The organism is uncultured Microbulbifer sp., assembly GCF_947504145.1.
Classification (GTDB): Bacteria; Pseudomonadota; Gammaproteobacteria; order Pseudomonadales; family Cellvibrionaceae; genus Microbulbifer.
On sequence record NZ_CANNGQ010000001.1, the window covers coordinates 1,292,597 to 1,311,352 of the forward strand.

The 18,756-nt window shown below is 56.0% G+C and carries 14 protein-coding genes and 1 tRNA gene; 2 read left to right on the forward strand and 13 right to left on the reverse strand.

Annotated features, from left to right (window positions below; all coding sequences use genetic code 11):
- Positions 1–153: 153 nt before the first annotated feature.
- From Q1A74_RS05780 to Q1A74_RS05825, 10 genes are all read right to left on the reverse strand, one after another.
- Entirely contained in the window at positions 154–426 is a 273-nt protein-coding gene (locus tag Q1A74_RS05780) for an HU family DNA-binding protein (RefSeq protein ID WP_078083765.1), read from the reverse strand.
- A gap of 391 nt (positions 427–817) precedes the next feature.
- Positions 818–3,223 carry an endopeptidase La gene (gene lon, locus Q1A74_RS05785; protein ID WP_299593363.1) on the reverse strand — a complete coding sequence of 802 codons (2,406 nt, stop codon included), beginning with the start codon at positions 3,221–3,223 and terminating at the stop codon, positions 818–820.
- 376 nt (positions 3,224–3,599) lie between these two features.
- Positions 3,600–4,898 (reverse strand): ATP-dependent Clp protease ATP-binding subunit ClpX, encoded by a 1,299-nt coding sequence (clpX, locus tag Q1A74_RS05790; protein ID WP_299593366.1) that lies wholly within the window; start codon positions 4,896–4,898, stop codon positions 3,600–3,602.
- Between the two features lie 227 nt (positions 4,899–5,125).
- Entirely contained in the window at positions 5,126–5,770 is a 645-nt protein-coding gene (gene clpP, locus Q1A74_RS05795) for an ATP-dependent Clp endopeptidase proteolytic subunit ClpP (RefSeq protein ID WP_299593369.1), read from the reverse strand.
- Positions 5,771–6,068: 298 nt separating this feature from the next.
- Positions 6,069–7,382 (reverse strand): trigger factor, encoded by a 1,314-nt coding sequence (gene tig, locus Q1A74_RS05800; RefSeq protein WP_299593372.1) that lies wholly within the window; start codon positions 7,380–7,382, stop codon positions 6,069–6,071.
- A 175-nt stretch (positions 7,383–7,557) separates the two neighbouring features.
- Positions 7,558–7,642, reverse strand: a tRNA-Leu gene (locus tag Q1A74_RS05805).
- 206 nt (positions 7,643–7,848) lie between these two features.
- Complete coding sequence (gene fadA / locus Q1A74_RS05810; RefSeq protein ID WP_299593375.1) at positions 7,849–9,024, reverse strand: acetyl-CoA C-acyltransferase FadA; 1,176 nt, start codon at positions 9,022–9,024, stop codon at positions 7,849–7,851.
- 11 nt (positions 9,025–9,035) lie between these two features.
- Positions 9,036–11,192 (reverse strand): fatty acid oxidation complex subunit alpha FadB, encoded by a 2,157-nt coding sequence (gene fadB / locus Q1A74_RS05815; protein ID WP_299593378.1) that lies wholly within the window; start codon positions 11,190–11,192, stop codon positions 9,036–9,038.
- A 352-nt stretch (positions 11,193–11,544) separates the two neighbouring features.
- Entirely contained in the window at positions 11,545–12,135 is a 591-nt protein-coding gene (locus tag Q1A74_RS05820; protein ID WP_299593381.1) for a cupin domain-containing protein, read from the reverse strand.
- Between the two features lie 75 nt (positions 12,136–12,210).
- Positions 12,211–14,070, reverse strand: a complete 1,860-nt coding sequence (locus Q1A74_RS05825) for a beta-ketoacyl synthase (RefSeq protein WP_299593384.1) — start codon at positions 14,068–14,070, stop codon at positions 12,211–12,213.
- 231 nt (positions 14,071–14,301) lie between these two features.
- Here Q1A74_RS05825 and Q1A74_RS05830 point away from each other — a divergent pair, with 231 nt between their 5' ends.
- The gene (locus Q1A74_RS05830; RefSeq protein WP_299593387.1) at positions 14,302–15,360 is read left to right on the forward strand and encodes a GlxA family transcriptional regulator; all 1,059 of its coding nucleotides are present in this window, start codon (positions 14,302–14,304) and stop codon (positions 15,358–15,360) included.
- Between the two features lie 21 nt (positions 15,361–15,381).
- Here Q1A74_RS05830 and Q1A74_RS05835 read toward each other — a convergent pair whose 3' ends face one another.
- Positions 15,382–16,026: a class I SAM-dependent methyltransferase gene (locus tag Q1A74_RS05835; protein ID WP_299593390.1), complete on the reverse strand. Its 645-nt coding sequence runs from the start codon at positions 16,024–16,026 to the stop codon at positions 15,382–15,384.
- 41 nt (positions 16,027–16,067) lie between these two features.
- On the reverse strand, positions 16,068–16,568 hold the full coding sequence (locus tag Q1A74_RS05840) for an Hsp20 family protein (protein ID WP_299593393.1): 501 nt from the start codon (positions 16,566–16,568) through the stop codon (positions 16,068–16,070).
- A gap of 205 nt (positions 16,569–16,773) precedes the next feature.
- Between Q1A74_RS05840 and thpR the strand changes: the two genes are divergently transcribed.
- Positions 16,774–17,370, forward strand: a complete 597-nt coding sequence (gene thpR / locus Q1A74_RS05845) for an RNA 2',3'-cyclic phosphodiesterase (protein ID WP_299593396.1) — start codon at positions 16,774–16,776, stop codon at positions 17,368–17,370.
- A 94-nt stretch (positions 17,371–17,464) separates the two neighbouring features.
- Here thpR and Q1A74_RS05850 read toward each other — a convergent pair whose 3' ends face one another.
- Positions 17,465–18,490: a hypothetical protein gene (locus Q1A74_RS05850; RefSeq protein WP_299593399.1), complete on the reverse strand. Its 1,026-nt coding sequence runs from the start codon at positions 18,488–18,490 to the stop codon at positions 17,465–17,467.
- Positions 18,491–18,756 lie beyond the last annotated feature (266 nt).

Here is an 18,756-nt window from a genome sequence, read left to right on the forward strand (position 1 = left end):
TATTGTTATTGCAGCAGAACGATTGGGGCTTCGCCCAGCTCTGACTGAATACGGCGCATATACGCTGAACCAGATAAAATTCGATCTTTCAGAAACAAAAAAGGCGCATCCATCTGATACGCCTCTTTGAAGCATTGCAGGTTACAAGGCTTCTTAATTTACCGCGTCTTTCAAAGCTTTACCGGCTTTGAAATTAGGGATTTTAGCCGCAGCGATTTCGATGGGATCACCGGTGCGCGGGTTACGGCCAGTACGCGCAGCACGCTCTTTAACGGCGAAAGTGCCAAAGCCAACCAGGGCTACCTGATCGCCTTGTTTCAGTGCGTCGGTAATGCTGTCTACCATGGCGTCCAAAGCACGGCCAGCGGCTGCCTTTGGAATGTCGGCAGATGCGGCAATGGCTTCAATCAGTTCGGACTTGTTCACGCTATATCCCTCTGTTCTTTATCTAGGTTTCTAGGTGTGTATGTTTGGTCTATTGCAGCCTCGATCAACAAGGCGCAATTGTGCAATTTTTTGCAGTTAATTTTTGATCGCCTGCGGTTCCCCGCAGCGCAACAAGCCCCGTTTTATACCAACTGCCTGTTGGTGGGTCAAGGAACCATGCGGCTTTGCGGGGAGTTGGACATTTTTGAACCACACTTGTTCAGGCAATGTCCGTCGAGATCATTTTTTAACCTGCAGTTAAGCAGGCTGCGTACTCTACGCGAGTTCACACACTCTATTCAACGCTTTTTTTCACGCGTTAAAACAACCACCCCGGATTTTTCCTACCCGGGAACGGTCGCTGTAATAAAGTGTAATTGCAGTAGTGTGATCAGTGTGTCTGGATTGATCTTTGCGAGCGCTCTTCCGCCTGCTTTTTCAGCGCAGAGTATTCTTCATCGCTCAACGGGCTCGGCATTTTTTCCAGAGCGTATTCCAGCACCTGGTCGATCCACTTCACCGGCTTGATCACGAGATCCTGCTGGATGTTGTCGGGGATATCCTTCAGGTCCCGCTCGTTGTCTGCGGGAATCAAAACGGTTTTGATTCCGCCGCGATGAGCAGCGAGCAACTTCTCTTTAAGACCACCAATACGCAACACTTCACCGCGCAGCGTAATCTCCCCAGTCATAGCGACATCGGAACGCACCGGAATGTTGGTCAGCACCGAAGCCAGCACTGTGCACATGGCAATACCCGCAGACGGGCCGTCTTTGGGGGTAGCGCCTTCTGGTACATGGATATGAATATCCCGGGTTTCATGGAAATCCGGCGGTATACCCAGTGCCTGCGCGCGGGCGCGCACCACAGTCAGCGCAGCCTGAATTGACTCCTGCATGACATCGCCCAGAGAACCGGTCTTGATCACCCGCCCTTTGCCCGAAACCGCAGATGACTCAATGGTAAGGAGCTCTCCCCCCACTTCAGTCCAGGCCAGACCCGTGACCTGACCGATCTTGTTTTCATCTTCGGCACGACCGTAATCGAATTTGCGCACGCCAAGCAATTCTTCCAACTGCTCCGGCTTGACCACGACCTTGCTGGTGGTGGACTTACGCACATGTTCGGTGACCACCTTACGGCAGATCTTTGCCATCTCGCGGTCCAGCCCGCGCACACCGGCTTCACGGGTGTAGTACCGAACCACATCGCGCACGGTTTCATCGGTCAATTCCAGCTCTTCGGGCTTGAGCCCCGCAGCTTTGCGCTGCTTGGGAATCAGATAGCGCTGGGCGATATTCATTTTTTCATCCTCGGTGTAACCGGGGATGCGGATAACTTCCATGCGGTCCAGTAGCGGTCCAGGAATATTCATGGAGTTGGACGTACAGACGAACATGACATCGGAAAGGTCGTAATCCACTTCCAGATAGTGATCGTTAAACGATTTGTTCTGCTCGGGGTCCAACACTTCCAGCAATGCAGACGCCGGATCACCGCGGTGATCCATTCCCATTTTGTCCACTTCGTCGAGCAGGAACAGCGGGTTCTTCACACCCACTTTGGAAATTTTCTGTACCAGCTTGCCCGGGAGCGAACCGATATAGGTGCGGCGATGGCCGCGAATTTCTGCTTCATCACGCACACCACCGAGCGCCATGCGCACATACTTGCGGTTGGTGGCACGGGCAATGGATTCACCCAGGGAGGTTTTACCAACACCGGGCGGGCCCACCAGACAAAGGATCGGGCCCTTCACTTTCTTGACCCGTTTCTGCACGGCAAGATACTCGAGAATACGCTCTTTCACTTCTTCCAGGCCGTAGTGATCCTTATTCAGGATCTCTTCTGCCTTGATCAGATCGTGGCGCACCCGGCTGGTTTTTTTCCACGGGACACTGAGCATCCAGTCGATATAACTGCGCAGCACAGAAGCCTCTGCAGACATAGGCGACATCATTTTCAGTTTGCCCAATTCCGCGCGGGTTTTCTTCTCGGCTTCCGCAGACATACCGGAGTCGGCAATTTTCTGCTCGAGCTCTTCAATCTCATTGGGCTCTTCGGTGATTTCGCCCAACTCCTTCTGAATGGCTTTCATCTGCTCATTCAGGTAGTACTCGCGCTGGCTCTTTTCCATCTGCTTTTTGACACGCCCGCGGATACGCTTTTCCACCTGAATCAGGTCGATCTCGGAATCCATCAGGCCGAGCAAATGCTCGAGGCGCTCTTTGACACTGACCGTCTCGAGCAATTCCTGCTTCTGCGGAAGATCCAGCGACATGTGTGCAGCGATAGTATCCGCCAAGCGACCGGGCTCATCGATCCCGGACAGCGAGGTCATCACCTCGTTCGGCACCTTTTTACTGACGGTCACGTACTGTTCAAACTGCGACATGGCAGAACGTACCAACGCCTCGGCTTCCGCCTCGGGCAGGTCCTCGGAATCCAGCGGGGAAACGGTCGCACGGTAGTGTCCATCGCCCTCCTGAATCTCCTCCACCTTTACTCGGTGGCCACCTTCGACCAGCACTTTGACGGTGCCGTCCGGAAGTTTGAGTAATTGCAGCACACTGGCCACAGTACCCACTCGATACACATCGTCTGCGCCCGGGTCATCTTCCGATGCCTGGCGCTGGGCGACCAGGAGTACTTGCTTATCACTGCGCATGGCCTCTTCCAGCGCATCGATGGACTTCTCTCGCCCCACAAACAATGGAATCACCATATGGGGATACACGACCACGTCACGCAGTGGCAGCAGGGGGTATTCGTTCAAGGTCTCGGATGGCTGGTCCATAAAACTCCTCTCGGCCTTCAGGTGGCTCTCGGCCACCAGTTTGGCGACTTATTCGTCATCGGCAGCAGGCTGTGCAAGCTACCGGTATGCGCCAGTTCAGATCCTAACTTGGGGGCAAGCCTCAGAATAACAAGCCCGCCCCGATTGACGCAGCAAAATTAGTTTAATTCAGCGCATTGATTGATGGTCATGGAACATGCAAATTCCCGTGCAACACCTTGTATTAGCACAGAAATCTACAGGCCGGAGTATTCTTTGCCCAACGGGTCGAGCGCCCTTTTCTAGCAGGCACAAAAAAGCCCCGGAACGGGGCTTTTTTGTGCAATACCAGGGCCGGATCAGACGGCCAGATCAAATCCGGTCACCGCGGTGCTGCCTATTCCTCAGGGGCGGCCTTCTGGGTCTTTTGCGACTGCTCCGGCTGCTCGTAGACCAGCAGCGGTGCGGACTCACCCTTGATTACCGCTTCGTCAATAACGACTTTGGCGACGTTATCCATAGAGGGAATGTCGTACATGGTCTCCAGCAGCACCGACTCCATGATGGAGCGCAGGCCGCGGGCGCCGGTTTTGCGCTCCATGGCTTTGGTTGCGACCGCATCCAGTGCATCCGGGCGGAAGTCGAGCTCAACATCCTCCATATCAAACAACTTCGCATACTGCTTGGTAAGCGCATTGCGCGGTGCCGTAAGAATCTGCACGAGAGCAGCACGATCCAGCTCCTCCAGCGTCGCTGTCACCGGGAGACGGCCGACAAATTCCGGGATCAGGCCGTAACGCACCAGGTCTTCCGGCTCCAGGTCGAGCAGCACTTCACCGAAGTTGCTTTTGCCATCTTTGGATTTCACTTCCGCGGAGAAGCCGATACCACCCTTCTCAGAGCGGTCGCGGATCACCTTATCCAGGCCGGCAAATGCGCCGCCACAGATAAACAGGATATTGGAGGTGTCCACCTGCAGGAATTCCTGCTGAGGATGCTTGCGACCACCCTGGGGCGGTACAGAAGCCACAGTACCTTCAATCAGCTTCAGCAACGCCTGCTGTACGCCCTCGCCGGACACGTCGCGGGTAATGGACGGGTTATCGGACTTGCGAGAGATCTTGTCGATTTCATCGATATACACAATGCCCTGCTGGGCCTTATCTACGTCGTAATCGCACTTTTGCAGCAGCTTCTGAATAATGTTTTCAACGTCTTCACCCACGTAACCGGCTTCGGTCAGGGTGGTGGCGTCTGCAATGGTGAACGGCACATTCAGCAGGCGGGCAAGAGTTTCTGCCAGCAGGGTCTTACCACTACCGGTAGGACCTACCAGCAGGATATTGGACTTGCTGAGCTCAACATCGTCTTTACCCTTTACACCCTTACTGTTAGAACGCAGACGCTTGTAGTGGTTGTACACCGCTACCGCCAGCACGCGCTTAGCGCGCAACTGACCAATCACGTACTGGTCGAGAATTTCGGTAATTTCCTGCGGTGTAGGCAGGCGGGAATCCTCACCGTCAACAGATTCCTGGACTTCTTCGCGGATGATATCTGTGCAGAGCTCGACACACTCGTCACAAATGTAGACAGATGGGCCCGCGATCAGCTTGCGTACTTCCTGCTGGCTTTTGCCACAGAAGGAACAGTAAAGGAGTTTGCCATTTTCTTCTCCGCTGTTCTGATCAGTCATCTATGTACTCCGTGGTCTGGCAGCCAGCCGAAATGCGGCGGCAAATAGGGTTCATAAGCAAGATGCGGCCTTTTGGCAGGTTTTTCAAGCTTTTTTATCTGACCCGGCGGAAGTCCGGGAGAGGTGGACCTAGAAGAAGTACTCACCACCTCCCTGTTCACAAGAACAGGACCCCGGCTTCCACTGGATTGTTAGGCGATAGATGCCCGGTATTCAAAAAACCAGCGTTACTTGCCCATAGCCTGACGGCTCGCCAACACATCATCCACGAGGCCGTACTCTTTTGCCTCGTCGGCGCTCAGGAAGCGATCCCGGTCAGTATCGCGCTCGATATCCTCCACGGTGCGCCCGGTATGGTGCGCCATCAGCTCATTCAGGCGCGCGCGAATCTTGAGGATCTCCTGGGCGTGGATATGAATATCCGATGCCTGCCCCTGGGCACCACCGCTGGGCTGGTGAATCATCACCCGCGAGTTGGGCGTGGCATAGCGCTTACCTTCAGCACCGGCGGTCAGCAGAAAAGCACCCATGCTGCAGGCCTGACCGATACACATGGTGCTCACATCCGGCTTGATGAACTGCATAGTGTCGTAGATGGACATACCGGCAGTAACGGATCCACCCGGCGAATTGATGTACAGGTGAATATCCTTGTCGGGGTTCTCCGCCTCCAGGAACAACAGCTGGGCAACAACCAGGTTGGCCATATGGTCTTCCACCGGGCCTACCATAAAAATCACCCGCTCTTTTAATAGACGGGAGTAAATATCAAAAGAGCGCTCCCCTCTCGCGGTCTGCTCAACCACCATGGGCACCAGGCCACCAGTGGCGAGAATTTCTTTGGGGTTTGCGGAATTATCAATATATGCCATGGATACGATGCTTCCTTTTTCGGCGTACTAGGCGACTACAGAACGGGTGTGCTCAAAAAAGGCACAACCCTGAAACATAGGGTCAATATAGGTTCAAGAATGATTCAATCTGAGCTTAACTGCTCATTGGCTATAAAGCCAGTTTGGGATCAGCGGGAAAATAAAAGGACAGGGAAAGATAGATTCAAATGAAGGCGGGGGGCTCAGAACCAGGAAGCACTAGCAGGGGCGTTGTGCATTTCCGAGTCTTGCGATCAAAGAAAAAACGGCCACCCTGAGGTGGCCGTTTTTTACGCTATCAAGCCTGTTTTTGAGGCTTGATCACGTCGTCGTAGGTGCTTTCCACTTCACTGACTTTGGCCTTATCCAGGACAAAATCCACAACCTGATCTTCGAGCACGACAGACTCGACACCAGCCAGTAACTCGCGGTTGTTGAAGTAGTATTCAACCACTTCTTCCGGCTGCTGATAGGTAGAGGCCAGCTCTTCCACTTTCGCTTTTACGCGATCGCCATCTACGGCGAGCTTGTTCTCTTTAACGATCTCACCAACAACGAGACCGAGAACGACGCGGCGTTTGGCCTGATCTTCAAACATGGTGTCCGGCAGCATTTTGGCCGCATCTTCCGGATTGATCTGACCGCCGAACTGCTGAACCATCTGGCCGCGCAGGGTTTGCACTTCACCCTGAACGAGCGCCGCAGGAATTTCTACTTCGTGCTTTTCAAACAGCTGGTCCATGACCTGGGTCTTGACCTTATTCAGCGCGGCGTTTTTCAGTTCGCGCTGCATGTTGCCGCGAACCTCTTCACGGAACTTGTCTTCACCGCCCTCTTCCACACCGTAACCGGCGAAGAACTCGTCGTTCAGCTCAGGCAGCTCCGGCTTCTCGGACGCGGTTACCTTGATGGTGAACACGGCTTCGGCGCCTGCCAGGTTTTCCGCCTGGTAGTCTTCCGGGAAAGTGACTTCCACTTCCTTTTCTTCACCGGGCTTCATACCCAGGATGCCATCTTCAAAACCGGGGATCATGCTGCCAGAACCAAGTACCAGCTGCTGACCTTCACCCTTACCACCTTCAAATTCTTCACCGTCTTTGCGGCCAACGAAGTCGATGGTTACGCGGTCGCCTTTCTGGGCTTTGCGCTTGGTTTCTTTCCAGCTGGACTGCTGTTTGCGCAGCACGTCGATCATGTTGTCGACGTCAGCGTCAGTCACTTCTGCTTTCGGGCGCTCGATAGTCACTTCACCGAGATCGGTCAGAGCAACTTCCGGGTAAACTTCAAAGGTCGCAACGTACTCCAGGTTCTCACCCGGGGTTACGTTTTTCGCTTCGATGCTCGGCTGACCAGCCGGCTTTACCTGCTCTTTCTGCACGGCGTCGTAGAAAGAGCGACTCATCACTTCACCCAGGACTTCCTGACGCACACCAGCGCCAAAACGCTGACGGACGACTTTCATCGGCACTTTACCCTTGCGGAAGCCGTTGATGCGCACGGTTTTGGACGCCTGCTGAAGGCGCTTGTCAACTTCCTTATCGACGACCTCTGCCGGCAAATTGACCGTTAATCGACGTTCCAGACCGGAAGTTGTTTCAATGGAAACCTGCATGATAATCCTCGTGAGACTTGTTCTCTTCACAGATGCTGGGCTTCGGGAAGCCCCGGCACCAGCGACTAGCGTTGCGCCGGCAATCACTGGCCGACCGCCAAATACAAGCAGCCCGCGCCACACACGCCCCCTCAAGAGGAAGTATGTATCTGGGCACGGACTGCAAAAACCTGTTTGGTGGGGACGGGGAGACTTGAACTCCCACACCTTGCGGCACCAGAACCTAAATCTGGCGTGTCTACCAATTCCACCACGTCCCCGCAACCTCGCTGCTCTAAGCCGTTGATTTGCTTGAATTTTTAATAAAAAACCAAGCTGGCCTGCAACGAGGGGAGCAGATTGTGCCACAGTGGACACAGGGCTTCAACAAAACTGCACCTCCTATCGGCGCAGCAAGCCTGAAATACAACGGGGCGCCCAGATGGGCGCCCCGTTTTTGGTCAGACTCGGTCGAATCAATCGGGCATTAAACCCGTTCGAGGATAGTGGTAATACCCTGCCCGAGACCAATACACATGGTCGATACACCCAAGTCACCGCCCTCGTTCTGCATCACAGACAGCAGCGTGCCGGTGATACGGACGCCGGAACAGCCGAACGGGTGCCCCAGTGCAATCGCGCCGCCGTAGAGGTTGACCTTCTCGTCCATCGCGTCGAGCAGATTGAGATCCTTGAGCACTGGCAGCGCCTGCGCCGCAAAGGCTTCGTTCAACTCAACCTTGTCGATATCCTCGACAGTCAAACCAGCACTCTTCAGCGCCTTCTGGGTAGACGGTACTGGACCGTACCCCATGATGGACGGATCCACACCGGCCAGTGCCATTTCACGGACTTTGGCAATCGGCGTCAGGCCCAGCGCTTGGGCGCGCTCAGCAGACATCACCAGCATCACAGACGCACCATCGGTAATCTGTGAAGAGGTGCCAGCCGTTACCTGGCCGTGCTTGGGATCGAATGCAGGCCGCAGCTTGGACAAAGCTTCGACGGTTGTATCCGGGCGGATGGTCTGATCTGTCTCCACCAGCATCGGCACGCCGTCGTCATCGTGACCTTCAATGGCGATGATTTCGCGATTGAACTTTCCTTCCTCGGTGGCCTTGGCCGCACGCTGATGGGAGCGAGCGCCGAACTCATCCATCTGCTGGCGCTGAATGCCGTGCATCATCGCCAGATATTCCGCTGTCATCCCCATGGACCCGGCGGCCTTGGCCATATAACGGCCCAGCATCGGGTTCGGGCTGACATGCTCCATCATATTCAGGTGCCCCATGTGCTCGACACCGCCCACTACGTAGACATCACCGAGACCGGCCTGAATATTCGCCGCTGCGGTATGCAGGGCAGACATGGAAGAACCACACAGACGATTGATCGTCTGTGCGGGGATGGTGTGCGGCAACCCGGCGCGCAACAGGATAAAACGAGCAACGTTGAAGCCCTGCTCATCGCGCTGCATGACACAGCCCCAGATCAGGTCGTCGATCTCTTTCGGATCCAGTTTTTCATTGCGCTGCAGAAACTTCTTCAGAAGCTCTGCAGACATATCGTCGGCGCGCACATGACGATACACACCGTTCTTGGATCGCCCCATACCAGTACGTGCATAGTCGACGATTACGGCATCTCTAGGATTCAGACTCATGGAAACTCTCCTTACTTGTCGCCGTAGTAGGTTTTGCCGCTGGCGGCCATTTCGCGCATACCTTCAGTGGGCTTATACAGCTCACCCAGATCACTGTGCTTCTCGGCCATCTTCACGAAGTTATCCAGGCCGATATTGTCCAGCCAGGCAAAAATGCCACCGCGGAACGGCGGGAAACCAATACCGTAAATCAGCGCCATATCCGCTTCTGCGGGGGAATCGACAATCCCCTCCTCCAGGCAGCGGGCAAGCTCGGTGGCCATCGGCACCATCATACGCTCGATGATTTCGTCATTTTCAAACTCACGGTGCTCGGCCACGTGTGGCTTAAGCAACTCGTAGGCTTTCTCCGAAACCACCTTCTTCGGGCGACCCTTCTTGTCTTCCTCGTAGTCGTAGAAACCTTTGCCATTCTTCTGGCCGTAACGCTCGGCTTCGTACATCACATCGGATGCCGCGGTAAAGGTTTTGCCCATACGCTCGGGGAAACCTTCAGCCATCACCTTTTCTGCGTGCACACCGGTATCGATACCCACAACATCCATCAGGTATGCCGGACCCATTGGCCAGCCCCAGCGCTCCATGACCTTGTCGACCTGCTGGAAATCGGCGCCATCGCGCACCAGCATGGCGAAACCCGCAAAATACGGAAACAGAACCCGGTTCACCAGGAACCCAGGGCAATCGCGAACGACAATCGCCTTCTTGCCCATTTTGTTGGCATAAGCCACCACGCGGGCGATTGCATTATCGGAGGTCTTCTCACCGCGAATCACTTCCACCAGCGGCATTTTGTGCACCGGGTTGAAGAAGTGCATACCCAGGAAATTTTCCGGACGCTTGAGAGGCTCAGCCAGAGAATCGATAGAGATGGTGGAGGTATTGGAAGCAATCACAGTGTCGTCAGAAACTTTACCTTCGACCTCTGTCAGCACAGCATGTTTTACCTTGGGGTTTTCCACTACCGCTTCAACCACCACGTCGACATCGTCGAACCCGTCGTAACTCAGGGTCGGCTCAATGCGATTGAGTACTTCACCCATTTCACGAGCGCCCATACGGCCGCGCTCAACGAGTTTCGACAGCAGCTTATTGGCTTCTTTCAGGCCAAGGTCGATACCATCCTGGTTGATGTCCTTCATTTTGATACCAGTGCCTTTATAGGCAGACTGGTAAGCGATACCGCCGCCCATGATGCCAGCACCGAGAACAGCCGCACGCTCGATTTTCTTGTCGGCCTTTTTCTCCCACTCCTTGGCGACCTTGCCAATTTTCTGGTCACTCAGGAACAAGCCCACCAGGGATTTCGCGGTATCAGTCTGAGCACTGGCAATAAACTGCTGCTGCTCGATCTTCAAAGCTTCGTCACGGCCAACCTTGTAGCCCTGCTCGATGGAGGTCACGGCATTGACCGGCGAAGGATAGTTGCGACCCGCCTGCTGACCGACAAACGCCTTGGTGGTAAAGAAGGCCATCAGGGCTTCGGTGTCGTTCAGGGGAATCGGGGACTTCTTGATTTCGCGGCGCTGCTTGTAATCCAGCTCGCCATCGATTGCGCGTGCCAGTAACTTCAGCGCCACGTCTTTCAGTTGCTCAGTGGGAACAACGGTGTCCACAGCCTGAGCGGTCAATGCCGCATCCGGGCGCTGCTCTTTGCCCGCAGCGATCCACTCGGCAGCGCCATCGACGCCAATCACACGCGGCAGACGCACGGTGCCGCCCCAACCCGGGAGCAGCCCGAGCTTGACTTCCGGCAGCCCTACTTTGGCCTTATCGCCCATCACACGGAAATCACAACCCAGGCAGACTTCAAAGCCGCCGCCCAGGGCGTAGCCGTTGATCGCAACCGCGGTAGGGAAAGGGAGGTCTTCCAGGCGGTTGATGTTGACGTTGTTCTTGTTCATCAGTTCGGCAATACCTTCAGGCCCGGCGGAGAATGCTCCACCAAACTCGGTAATGTCCGCACCGACGATAAATACACTCTTACCGCTCGTCAGCAAAAGGCCTTTGATATCGCCAGCCTTTTCAATCGCGTCCAGTGCTTCGGAAAACTCCGATACGGTGAGACGATTGAATTTGTTGACGGACTCGCCTTCCAGATCGAATTTCAGTTCCGCGATGCCGTTGTCAAGCATCTGCACGGATAGCGCTTTGCCACTAAATAACATTATTGACCTCATTGATTGGTGACCGGGGTGCAACCCTGGGGAATACACCGGTCCGGGGGGTCGGGTTGTGCAAGACAGATTTCGGGATTGCCTTTCGGCCAGCTTACGCCGCTACTGTAACCAGCTAATGACGCTTTTACCAAAATCGGTCAGGGCTCAAGTATAGCGAGATTAAAACGCGCGTTTGAATACCATTTCCGCCATATCCACTGTCCGGTTTGATGCCGAATTGTGGTTCTGCGGCCCCCGAGATCAAAATTTGACCGAATCGTCGCAAGATACGGCAATCATCGGTCACTCGGTCAGGACACAGACAATATGCAGAAAAGACGGAAGAAATATAGGAAACCGCTCAGACACTGGGCGGATTATTGGCGCTAACCAACACGCAATCACAGTCCCAAAGATTGCGAAAACGATGCGGACGCCGGCTGCTGAAGTAGTAACCATCACCAGGCCCCAGGACGGCAACCTCTCCCCCCACGGTGACTTCGAGCTGTCCAGACACCACAATACCCCCTTCCTCGCCGTCATGGCTCAGAAGCTCGGGGCCGGTATCCTCGCCCGGCGGGTAAATTTCATGGAGGATCGACATACTGCGCTGGGTGTTTCCCGCGCCAAGCAGACGATATTGAATGGGGCCCGGCCCCACGTTCGGCATTTCGCTGGCACGAAAAAAAACCTGGGGCTGACTATCGAACTGGAAGGTGAAAAAGTCGGCCAGCGACATGGGGATGCCGTTGAGTACTTTTTTGAGGGAGCCGACAGAAGGGCTGACACGCCCCTGCTCGATCAGGGAGATGGTGGCGTTGGTTACCCCCGCACGCTTGGCCATTTCCCGTTGTGACCAGCCGTGCATTAGCCGCACCGACTTAAGCCGCGCGCCGACATCGTCGCTGCCGGCAGCCTCTACCGGCGGCGAATTTGCATCCTTCTCCGTCATCCAATCCTTCCAGCCTGGGACACGAGCAGAGAGTCTACCGCCAGATGGCCCTGCCGCACAGCACCTTCCAGACTCTTACACCATATCAGCGAAGGGATTTTCATCCGGCAGAGAAATACTGCCAGCCACGCCCGGCAAGGTCATTTGCGAGCCCTCCAGGGAGATACCGGACTCGTCAATCAATCCCTCACCGAAACGGTAAATTGCATCCAGGTCTCCGCGGCTGGCGCGAGCGTCGTAGGCCGCAGCGCGCTCCGCTGGCGCTTCACTGCGCTTGCGGTAGGCACTCATCACCTTCTCGCCGTGGCGTTTTGCCAGCATCTTCTCAGTGATATGCGGCGCCAGAACACTAGCGGTCGCATTGTTGCCACCGAAGCCCTTTGAGTTCAGGAACGCCACATCCAGTGACGCCGGGTCGCGTTCCACATGGCTCAGGGACAGAGACAACCGCTCGTGATGTACGTCGTCTGCAATGCGGTCGATGGTAGTGATACCCGGCAGAATGCCGCGGTTGAAGATGCCCAGCGAGGAAATCAACTGGTCGCCACTGGCCGCAGCCACGGTATGACCGACAAATGCCTTCACCGCACACACCGGCCAGTTTTCGATACCGAAGTCCCCAGCCAGGCGGTCAAAGATCGCCGACTCAGTCACCCGGTTCTGGGGCGTGCTGGAGCCGTGCGCCTGCACAAAGCTGCGCTGACGAAGGCTGTCTTCGCCGAGTATCGCGCGAGCCTCTGCCATCGCACGCGCCACGGTCAGGTAGTTGCCCGGACCCGGCGCAGAAATGGATTTTTTGGGGCCGTCGGCGTTGACGAAGACATTCGCCACCGCGCCGTGAATCGGCGCACCCAGTTCCAGCGCCAGCTCGTCATCCATCAATACGGCCCACTGGCTGCCCTCACCCAGGGTAAAACCGCAGTTTTCACCAAACGGGCGACTTGCGCGTCGAAAATCGATGTCGCCGCCAAAAATCTTGCGCAATCCATCCAGGTTGGCGAGCGCGCCCATGGTCGCATAGCCATCTACCACTTCGGGCACCAGCGGCGCTTCCGCTGCACCCACAACGGCAACCCGCGCACGGCCACTGCGGATATCCTCGACTGCAGCACGCAGGTTGTACAGGTAGCTAGCACAGGCGCCGGCAATGGCACCGGTAGTGCCAACGCTCCCCAACACATAAGCGTTTACAAAATCCGCTGGCATACTGGTAAGGCCCAGGGCCAGCTGCTTGGAGCTAACCCGACCACCACGCAGACGGGACTGCAGCAGGCCGCCATTGCCGTTCGCATCCAACTGGCTCATGGCGGAGCTGGCGTACACAGAAATATTCTCAGGACCGGCCTTCTCGGCCACCAGATCCCAGTCGATACCCAGGGACTGGACTGCGTCAGAAGCGCCCAGGATGGCAAGCTGCAGGCCGCGAGGATGAAAGCGGGAGTTGTACTGCTGACCCGGCTCAAAACCGGTAGGCAGCTGCCCAGCAGAGGCCACGGCAATTTCCCGGTGACTATCCAGCATGACGGAAAGGCTGGCGGCCTGAACACGCACACGACCGTTGTCGAGCGTCTCAACCGTCCAGTCCTGGGGCAACGGCGTCGGTAGCTGGCGCGCGGACATCTCGAAGGTAAATCCGCTGTCGCTCTTCAGATCGGCAGACTGGTGAAAGTGGCATTTGCGGTAGTCGTAAAAACGCGACTCCAGTTCCCGCACCAGAGTCCCCTGCAGCACCTGCTGCTCCAGCTCTGGACTCAGGGGCCCTTCCGCGGCGTCACCGGTGCGCAACCCCATCAGCGCGGCGAGATCAGACAGCACATCAACACGTTCCGATGCGCCGAGACTGTCGAGCACCAACCGTTTGTAGCCACGATGGAACGAACTGCGACCAGCGGGATTGAATCCCCCAAACGCGGTTATTACGGGTAGGCGCTGCATCCTGACCTCCAGCCTGATTCGGAAACAAATCGAATTTCTGAGCAAATCCGATGGAGCGCCAGTGTAGGGGCTGGCGATTCGGCCTCGCTATGGGCATACTGGCCAGCAATTTTGAGCATCTGGCCAATCCGGCCCGTTGCAGTGCCCTTATCAGGTTAGACCGACTGAAACCCCCAGGGCATCCACACTTCGACCGTGGAATCGTCGAATGCAGCATTCAGAGAGTTACCCATGCCTACCGTCACCTTCATGCTCCTTGATCAAATGCTTTCCACCGGTACGGTGCTGCCCCTCGAAATGCTGCGCGGCGCCGAGAGTCGTGCACGGGTTGAACACAAGCGGGGGGAACGCACAACAGAGGCCGCACATCTGGAAAGTAGCGCTGGCATGGAGACGAGGACAGACAGGAAACACGGCGCGCTGAACCTGGTCACCGCCAGTATTGATGGAAAATCGGTGCAGTCCCGCTCCGGCTTCTCACTGGCGCCGGACGTGGCACTGGCGGATGCACCCGACAGCGACATCATCTACTTACCGGCACTCTGGCGAAATCCCCGCCCCGCCCTGCGGCGCAGCAAACCCCTGCTGCAATGGCTAAACGAGCAGGCGGAAAAAGGCGCGGCCATCAGCGCAGTGGGCACCGGGGTCTGCTTTCTCGCGGAAGCCGGTTTGCTCGATGGCAAGCCCGCAACAACACACTGGCACTACTTTGACCAGTTCGCAGCGGACTACCCGGAAGTAAAACTCAAGCGGCAGTATTTCATCACTCAGGCAAGCAAATTGTTTTGCGCTGCCAGCGTCAACGCGCTGGCGGATGTTACCGTGCACCTGATTCGACAGTTATACGGACCGGCCATTGCGAGCCACGTAGAGCGCAACTTTTCCCACGAAATCCGCCGGCCTTTCGAAGAAATCGCCTATTCGGAAGGCGCGGTACACCTGCACCCCGACGAGGAGATCGTACAGGCGCAAACCTGGCTGAAGCAGCACTGCAGTGAAGATGTAAAACTCAGCGAAGTCGCCAGACACTTTGATATGAGCGTGCGCTCCTTCAACCGCCGCTTCAAACTCGCCACCGGTCAGACGCCACTGCAGTACCTACAGAATGTACGGGTGGACATGGCCCGCGACCTGCTGCAGTCGAGCAACCTGTCGGTCAACGAAATCGCCGAGAGGGTGGGCTATCAGGACATGGGGCATTTCACCGCCCTGTTCAAGAAATTCCTCTCCACCACACCCAGTGAGTACCGCACCACCGTGCGCGCAAAGCTTTTCCGGGTTAATACCTGAACGGCAAAAAGTGCGTAAGCGCTACCCACGTTTGGTAAAGAAAATTACATCGGAGCCGCTGAATTCCAGCTGTGCAGAAAGCTGCCCAGCCAGCCACTGAAACGTTTCAATGCTGAAAAATACGATGTGGGTCGGATCACGAATATAGTGCCAGTTGGCGAAGCGCTCCGGCGAAGCAACCAACTTGGTCATCAACGCCAGGACGCCCCCGGCCTTGAGCCGGCGCCAGAGCGACGCCAATACGGCCATTGGGTCTGCCAGATGCTCCATCACCTCGGTACTCACGATAAAGTCAAAGCGATCATCCAGCGCAGAGATATCGGGCTGAAAAAATAGGTCGTAGGTGGCGACCTGGTGACCATTTTCTTCGAGCATTTTCGCAAGCAGCGGCGCCGGGCCACAACCGAAATCCAGGCCGCGGGATTGCGGCTTCAGCCGCGCCAGCAATGGCGTTGCACAGCGCCCCAGAAAACGCCGGTATCCCGCATCTTCGAGATTGTTCTCATGCAATTCGTAATACGCTTTTTCGGCATCTACTGAAAGGTGAAACTCGGGAGGGACGAATACCAGTGCGCACTGGGCGCACTGGAAGTACTCGCGGAATTTATCGCGGTGATAAAACTGTGCCGCCGGGTGGCGGCACAGTGGACAGGAACCCGAACACATCGTGTCTGCTGATTCGGGTTCAGCGGAAAGCGGGGGCACAATCAGGCAGCTTGTTCACCGGCCTGTGCATTTTCCCCATCCGCCCGTGGCGCTTCAGACTGACTGGACTGCAGCAGATTACCGCTGGAAATGCTTATCTTGCGCGGCTTCATCGCTTCGGGGATTTCGCGCACCAGTTCGACATGCAAGAGTCCGTTGGCCAACTGGGCACCCGTAACCCGCACATGATCGGCCAGCTGGAACCGCCGCTCAAAATTGCGCGCAGCAATGCCGCGATGCAGGAAGTTGCGCTTGCCTTCTTCAGCAGGCTTTTTGCCGCTTACCGTCAGGCGATTCTGCTCCATCTGAATATCCAGCTCAGATTCGTCAAAACCGGCGACGGCCATGGAAATTCGGTAGGCGTCCTCACCAGTCAATTCTATATTGTATGGGGGATACGCGGGCTGATTCTGCTCCGTGGTGGTCATGTTATCCAGCAGGTTCGCCAGACGATCAAAACCAATAGCAGAACGATACAGCGGGGAGAGATCTAAGTTACGCATTGTCGTATATCCTCAATTCAGAGCAATATTGAAAAATGCCTGTGCACGATGCACCAGGCTGTCTATTACCGGTAAAACGTCTGAAACATCTGTCATTCAACGCAAGTTACCGGGGCTGAGGGGTGGCACCTCTGTCGAGCCTGCCGCCCTCACAATCAGATATAGGGGCTGCACAACTGCCTTCAAGGGATTCATGCAAAAAAAAATGAAAAAAATACGAACTTTGATGGAAACAATGAAAGACACCACCAGTGAACGCGAAGCGGTCCGGCTCTTTGTCGGCATTGCGCCCAACCGCGCGACCCAACGCTTTCTGGATATCACATGCATGCACCTTGAGAGTCTTCGGCTGCCACGAGATTCTCGCTGGATCAGCGAACCCAACCGGCACCTCACCCTGGTATTTCTCGGCGACACCGAGCTTCGCCACCTGGCGACGATCGAGCAGATACTTCAGGAAGTCGCCCTCTCAACCCCTGCGTGTACCGGGCAGATCGTCAGTACACACCCGTTCCCTAGAGACCGAGGCAAAATGCTGGCCGCGGAGCTGCCCCCTACCCCACCCCTGACAGGCCTGCACGAAAAGTGTCGGGCGATGGTGCGCGCCATCGGCAAGCAACCAGAGCGCAAGTCGTTTCGCCCGCACTTCACCCTTGCGCGAAGTCGCACCGGTTTTTCCAGAATGTCCGCCGTGCCGGCCGACTTTATCTGCGCACTGGACAACCTCACCCTGTACCACAGCCTTTTGGCGCCCGGCGGCAGCCAGTACCAGCCTCTGCTGTCGCTTCCGCTGAAGGGCTGATTGATTGACCGGCCTGGTGCAAAGCGCGCGCGGCGACAAAACCAGTACGCATAAAAAAAGCCCGCGATGCGGGCTTTTTCAATTAGCGGGTGATCTAGTCCAGCCGTGAAAGTACGTATTCGGGATACATCACCAGTCGCGGACGCGACAAGCGCCGGGCATCAAAGACAAATACATAGCGTTCACCATCATCGTCGGATGGGATGGTACGACGGAAACGCCAGGAATTGATTTTGTATGTCTGGCGACCAGCGCTCACCGGCGCCACCAGACGATACTGATTCTGCCCAAGAAACTCGAACTCAATGGAATCTTCCCCGGACGGTCGGAGTGACAGGTTGCGGAATGTCTGGCGCCCCTCTTCATCTTCATCCAGTTCACTCAGGAGTTTTTCCAGCCGGTCGCGCTCGCCTCGCACGTACTCCAACAACTCAGGGTCAATGTCCCGCTCTGGGGCGGCAATCTCATTATCGGCAGAGGGTGCTGCCAACTCGGGCATGGTCGGCTCAACCGGTTCCAGCGACGCGAGACTGGGCTTCGCTACCGCCGGCGCTTCGACGGCCGGAGCCGATGCCGTGCTCTTGGCCGCTTGTTTCTGCTCCTCCGCCTTGACCAGCATGGCCTGGACCAGCTTGTCGACCAGTGCCTGCTGGCCAGTTAGGCGGGTCTCGCCAGAAGAAACAGACTCGCGAGCGTCCTGCAGTCGGGCTTCCAGATCGCCGAAGGTAGATTGAACAATATCTACCCGGCGCTTGCGGCTGTCGACACCGCGCTCGGCCATGGCATAGGCGTGCTTCGCCTTGTGCAATGCGCGCTCGGTGTCGGAGCTGGCAGCCGTCTTGTGCTCCCGTTCCGCCACCTTGAACGCCATCAGGCTCTCTTCGTAGTTAGCCCGGGCTTTTGACAATGACTCTTCAGCCCGCTGAAGCTTGTACTCGTAGGCGAGCATTTCATTCTCAACATCTTCCAGCGCAACCAGCCGGTTTTCCTGAGATTGCTCCATGCGTGCAAGTTTGTTCTGCTCAACAGTGAGAGATGATGCCCCCAGCACCAATCCACTCCAGCCAAACACCCCCAATACGCTCGTCAAAACAAGAGCGCAGCCACGGTTTACCGCCATAGTCAAAAGTCCGTTGTTTGATTTTTACTTCAGAATTCGCAAGAGGCTGCAGCGCCAGCCGCGGGATACTCGGCATCCCCCAGCGTATACCGAGAAGAATCGGGCCTCGCGCGAGGCCAGCCAATGTACCCCAGACTCAAATACGCAGCAATGACCATGCCAACAAGATTGATACACCTTCAGTGACTTATGCCTCAAAATCGCACTTTGCGCGCACCAAAAAAGTTCCCCAGTCATTAACAAATTTTTATGACATTTTATTGATT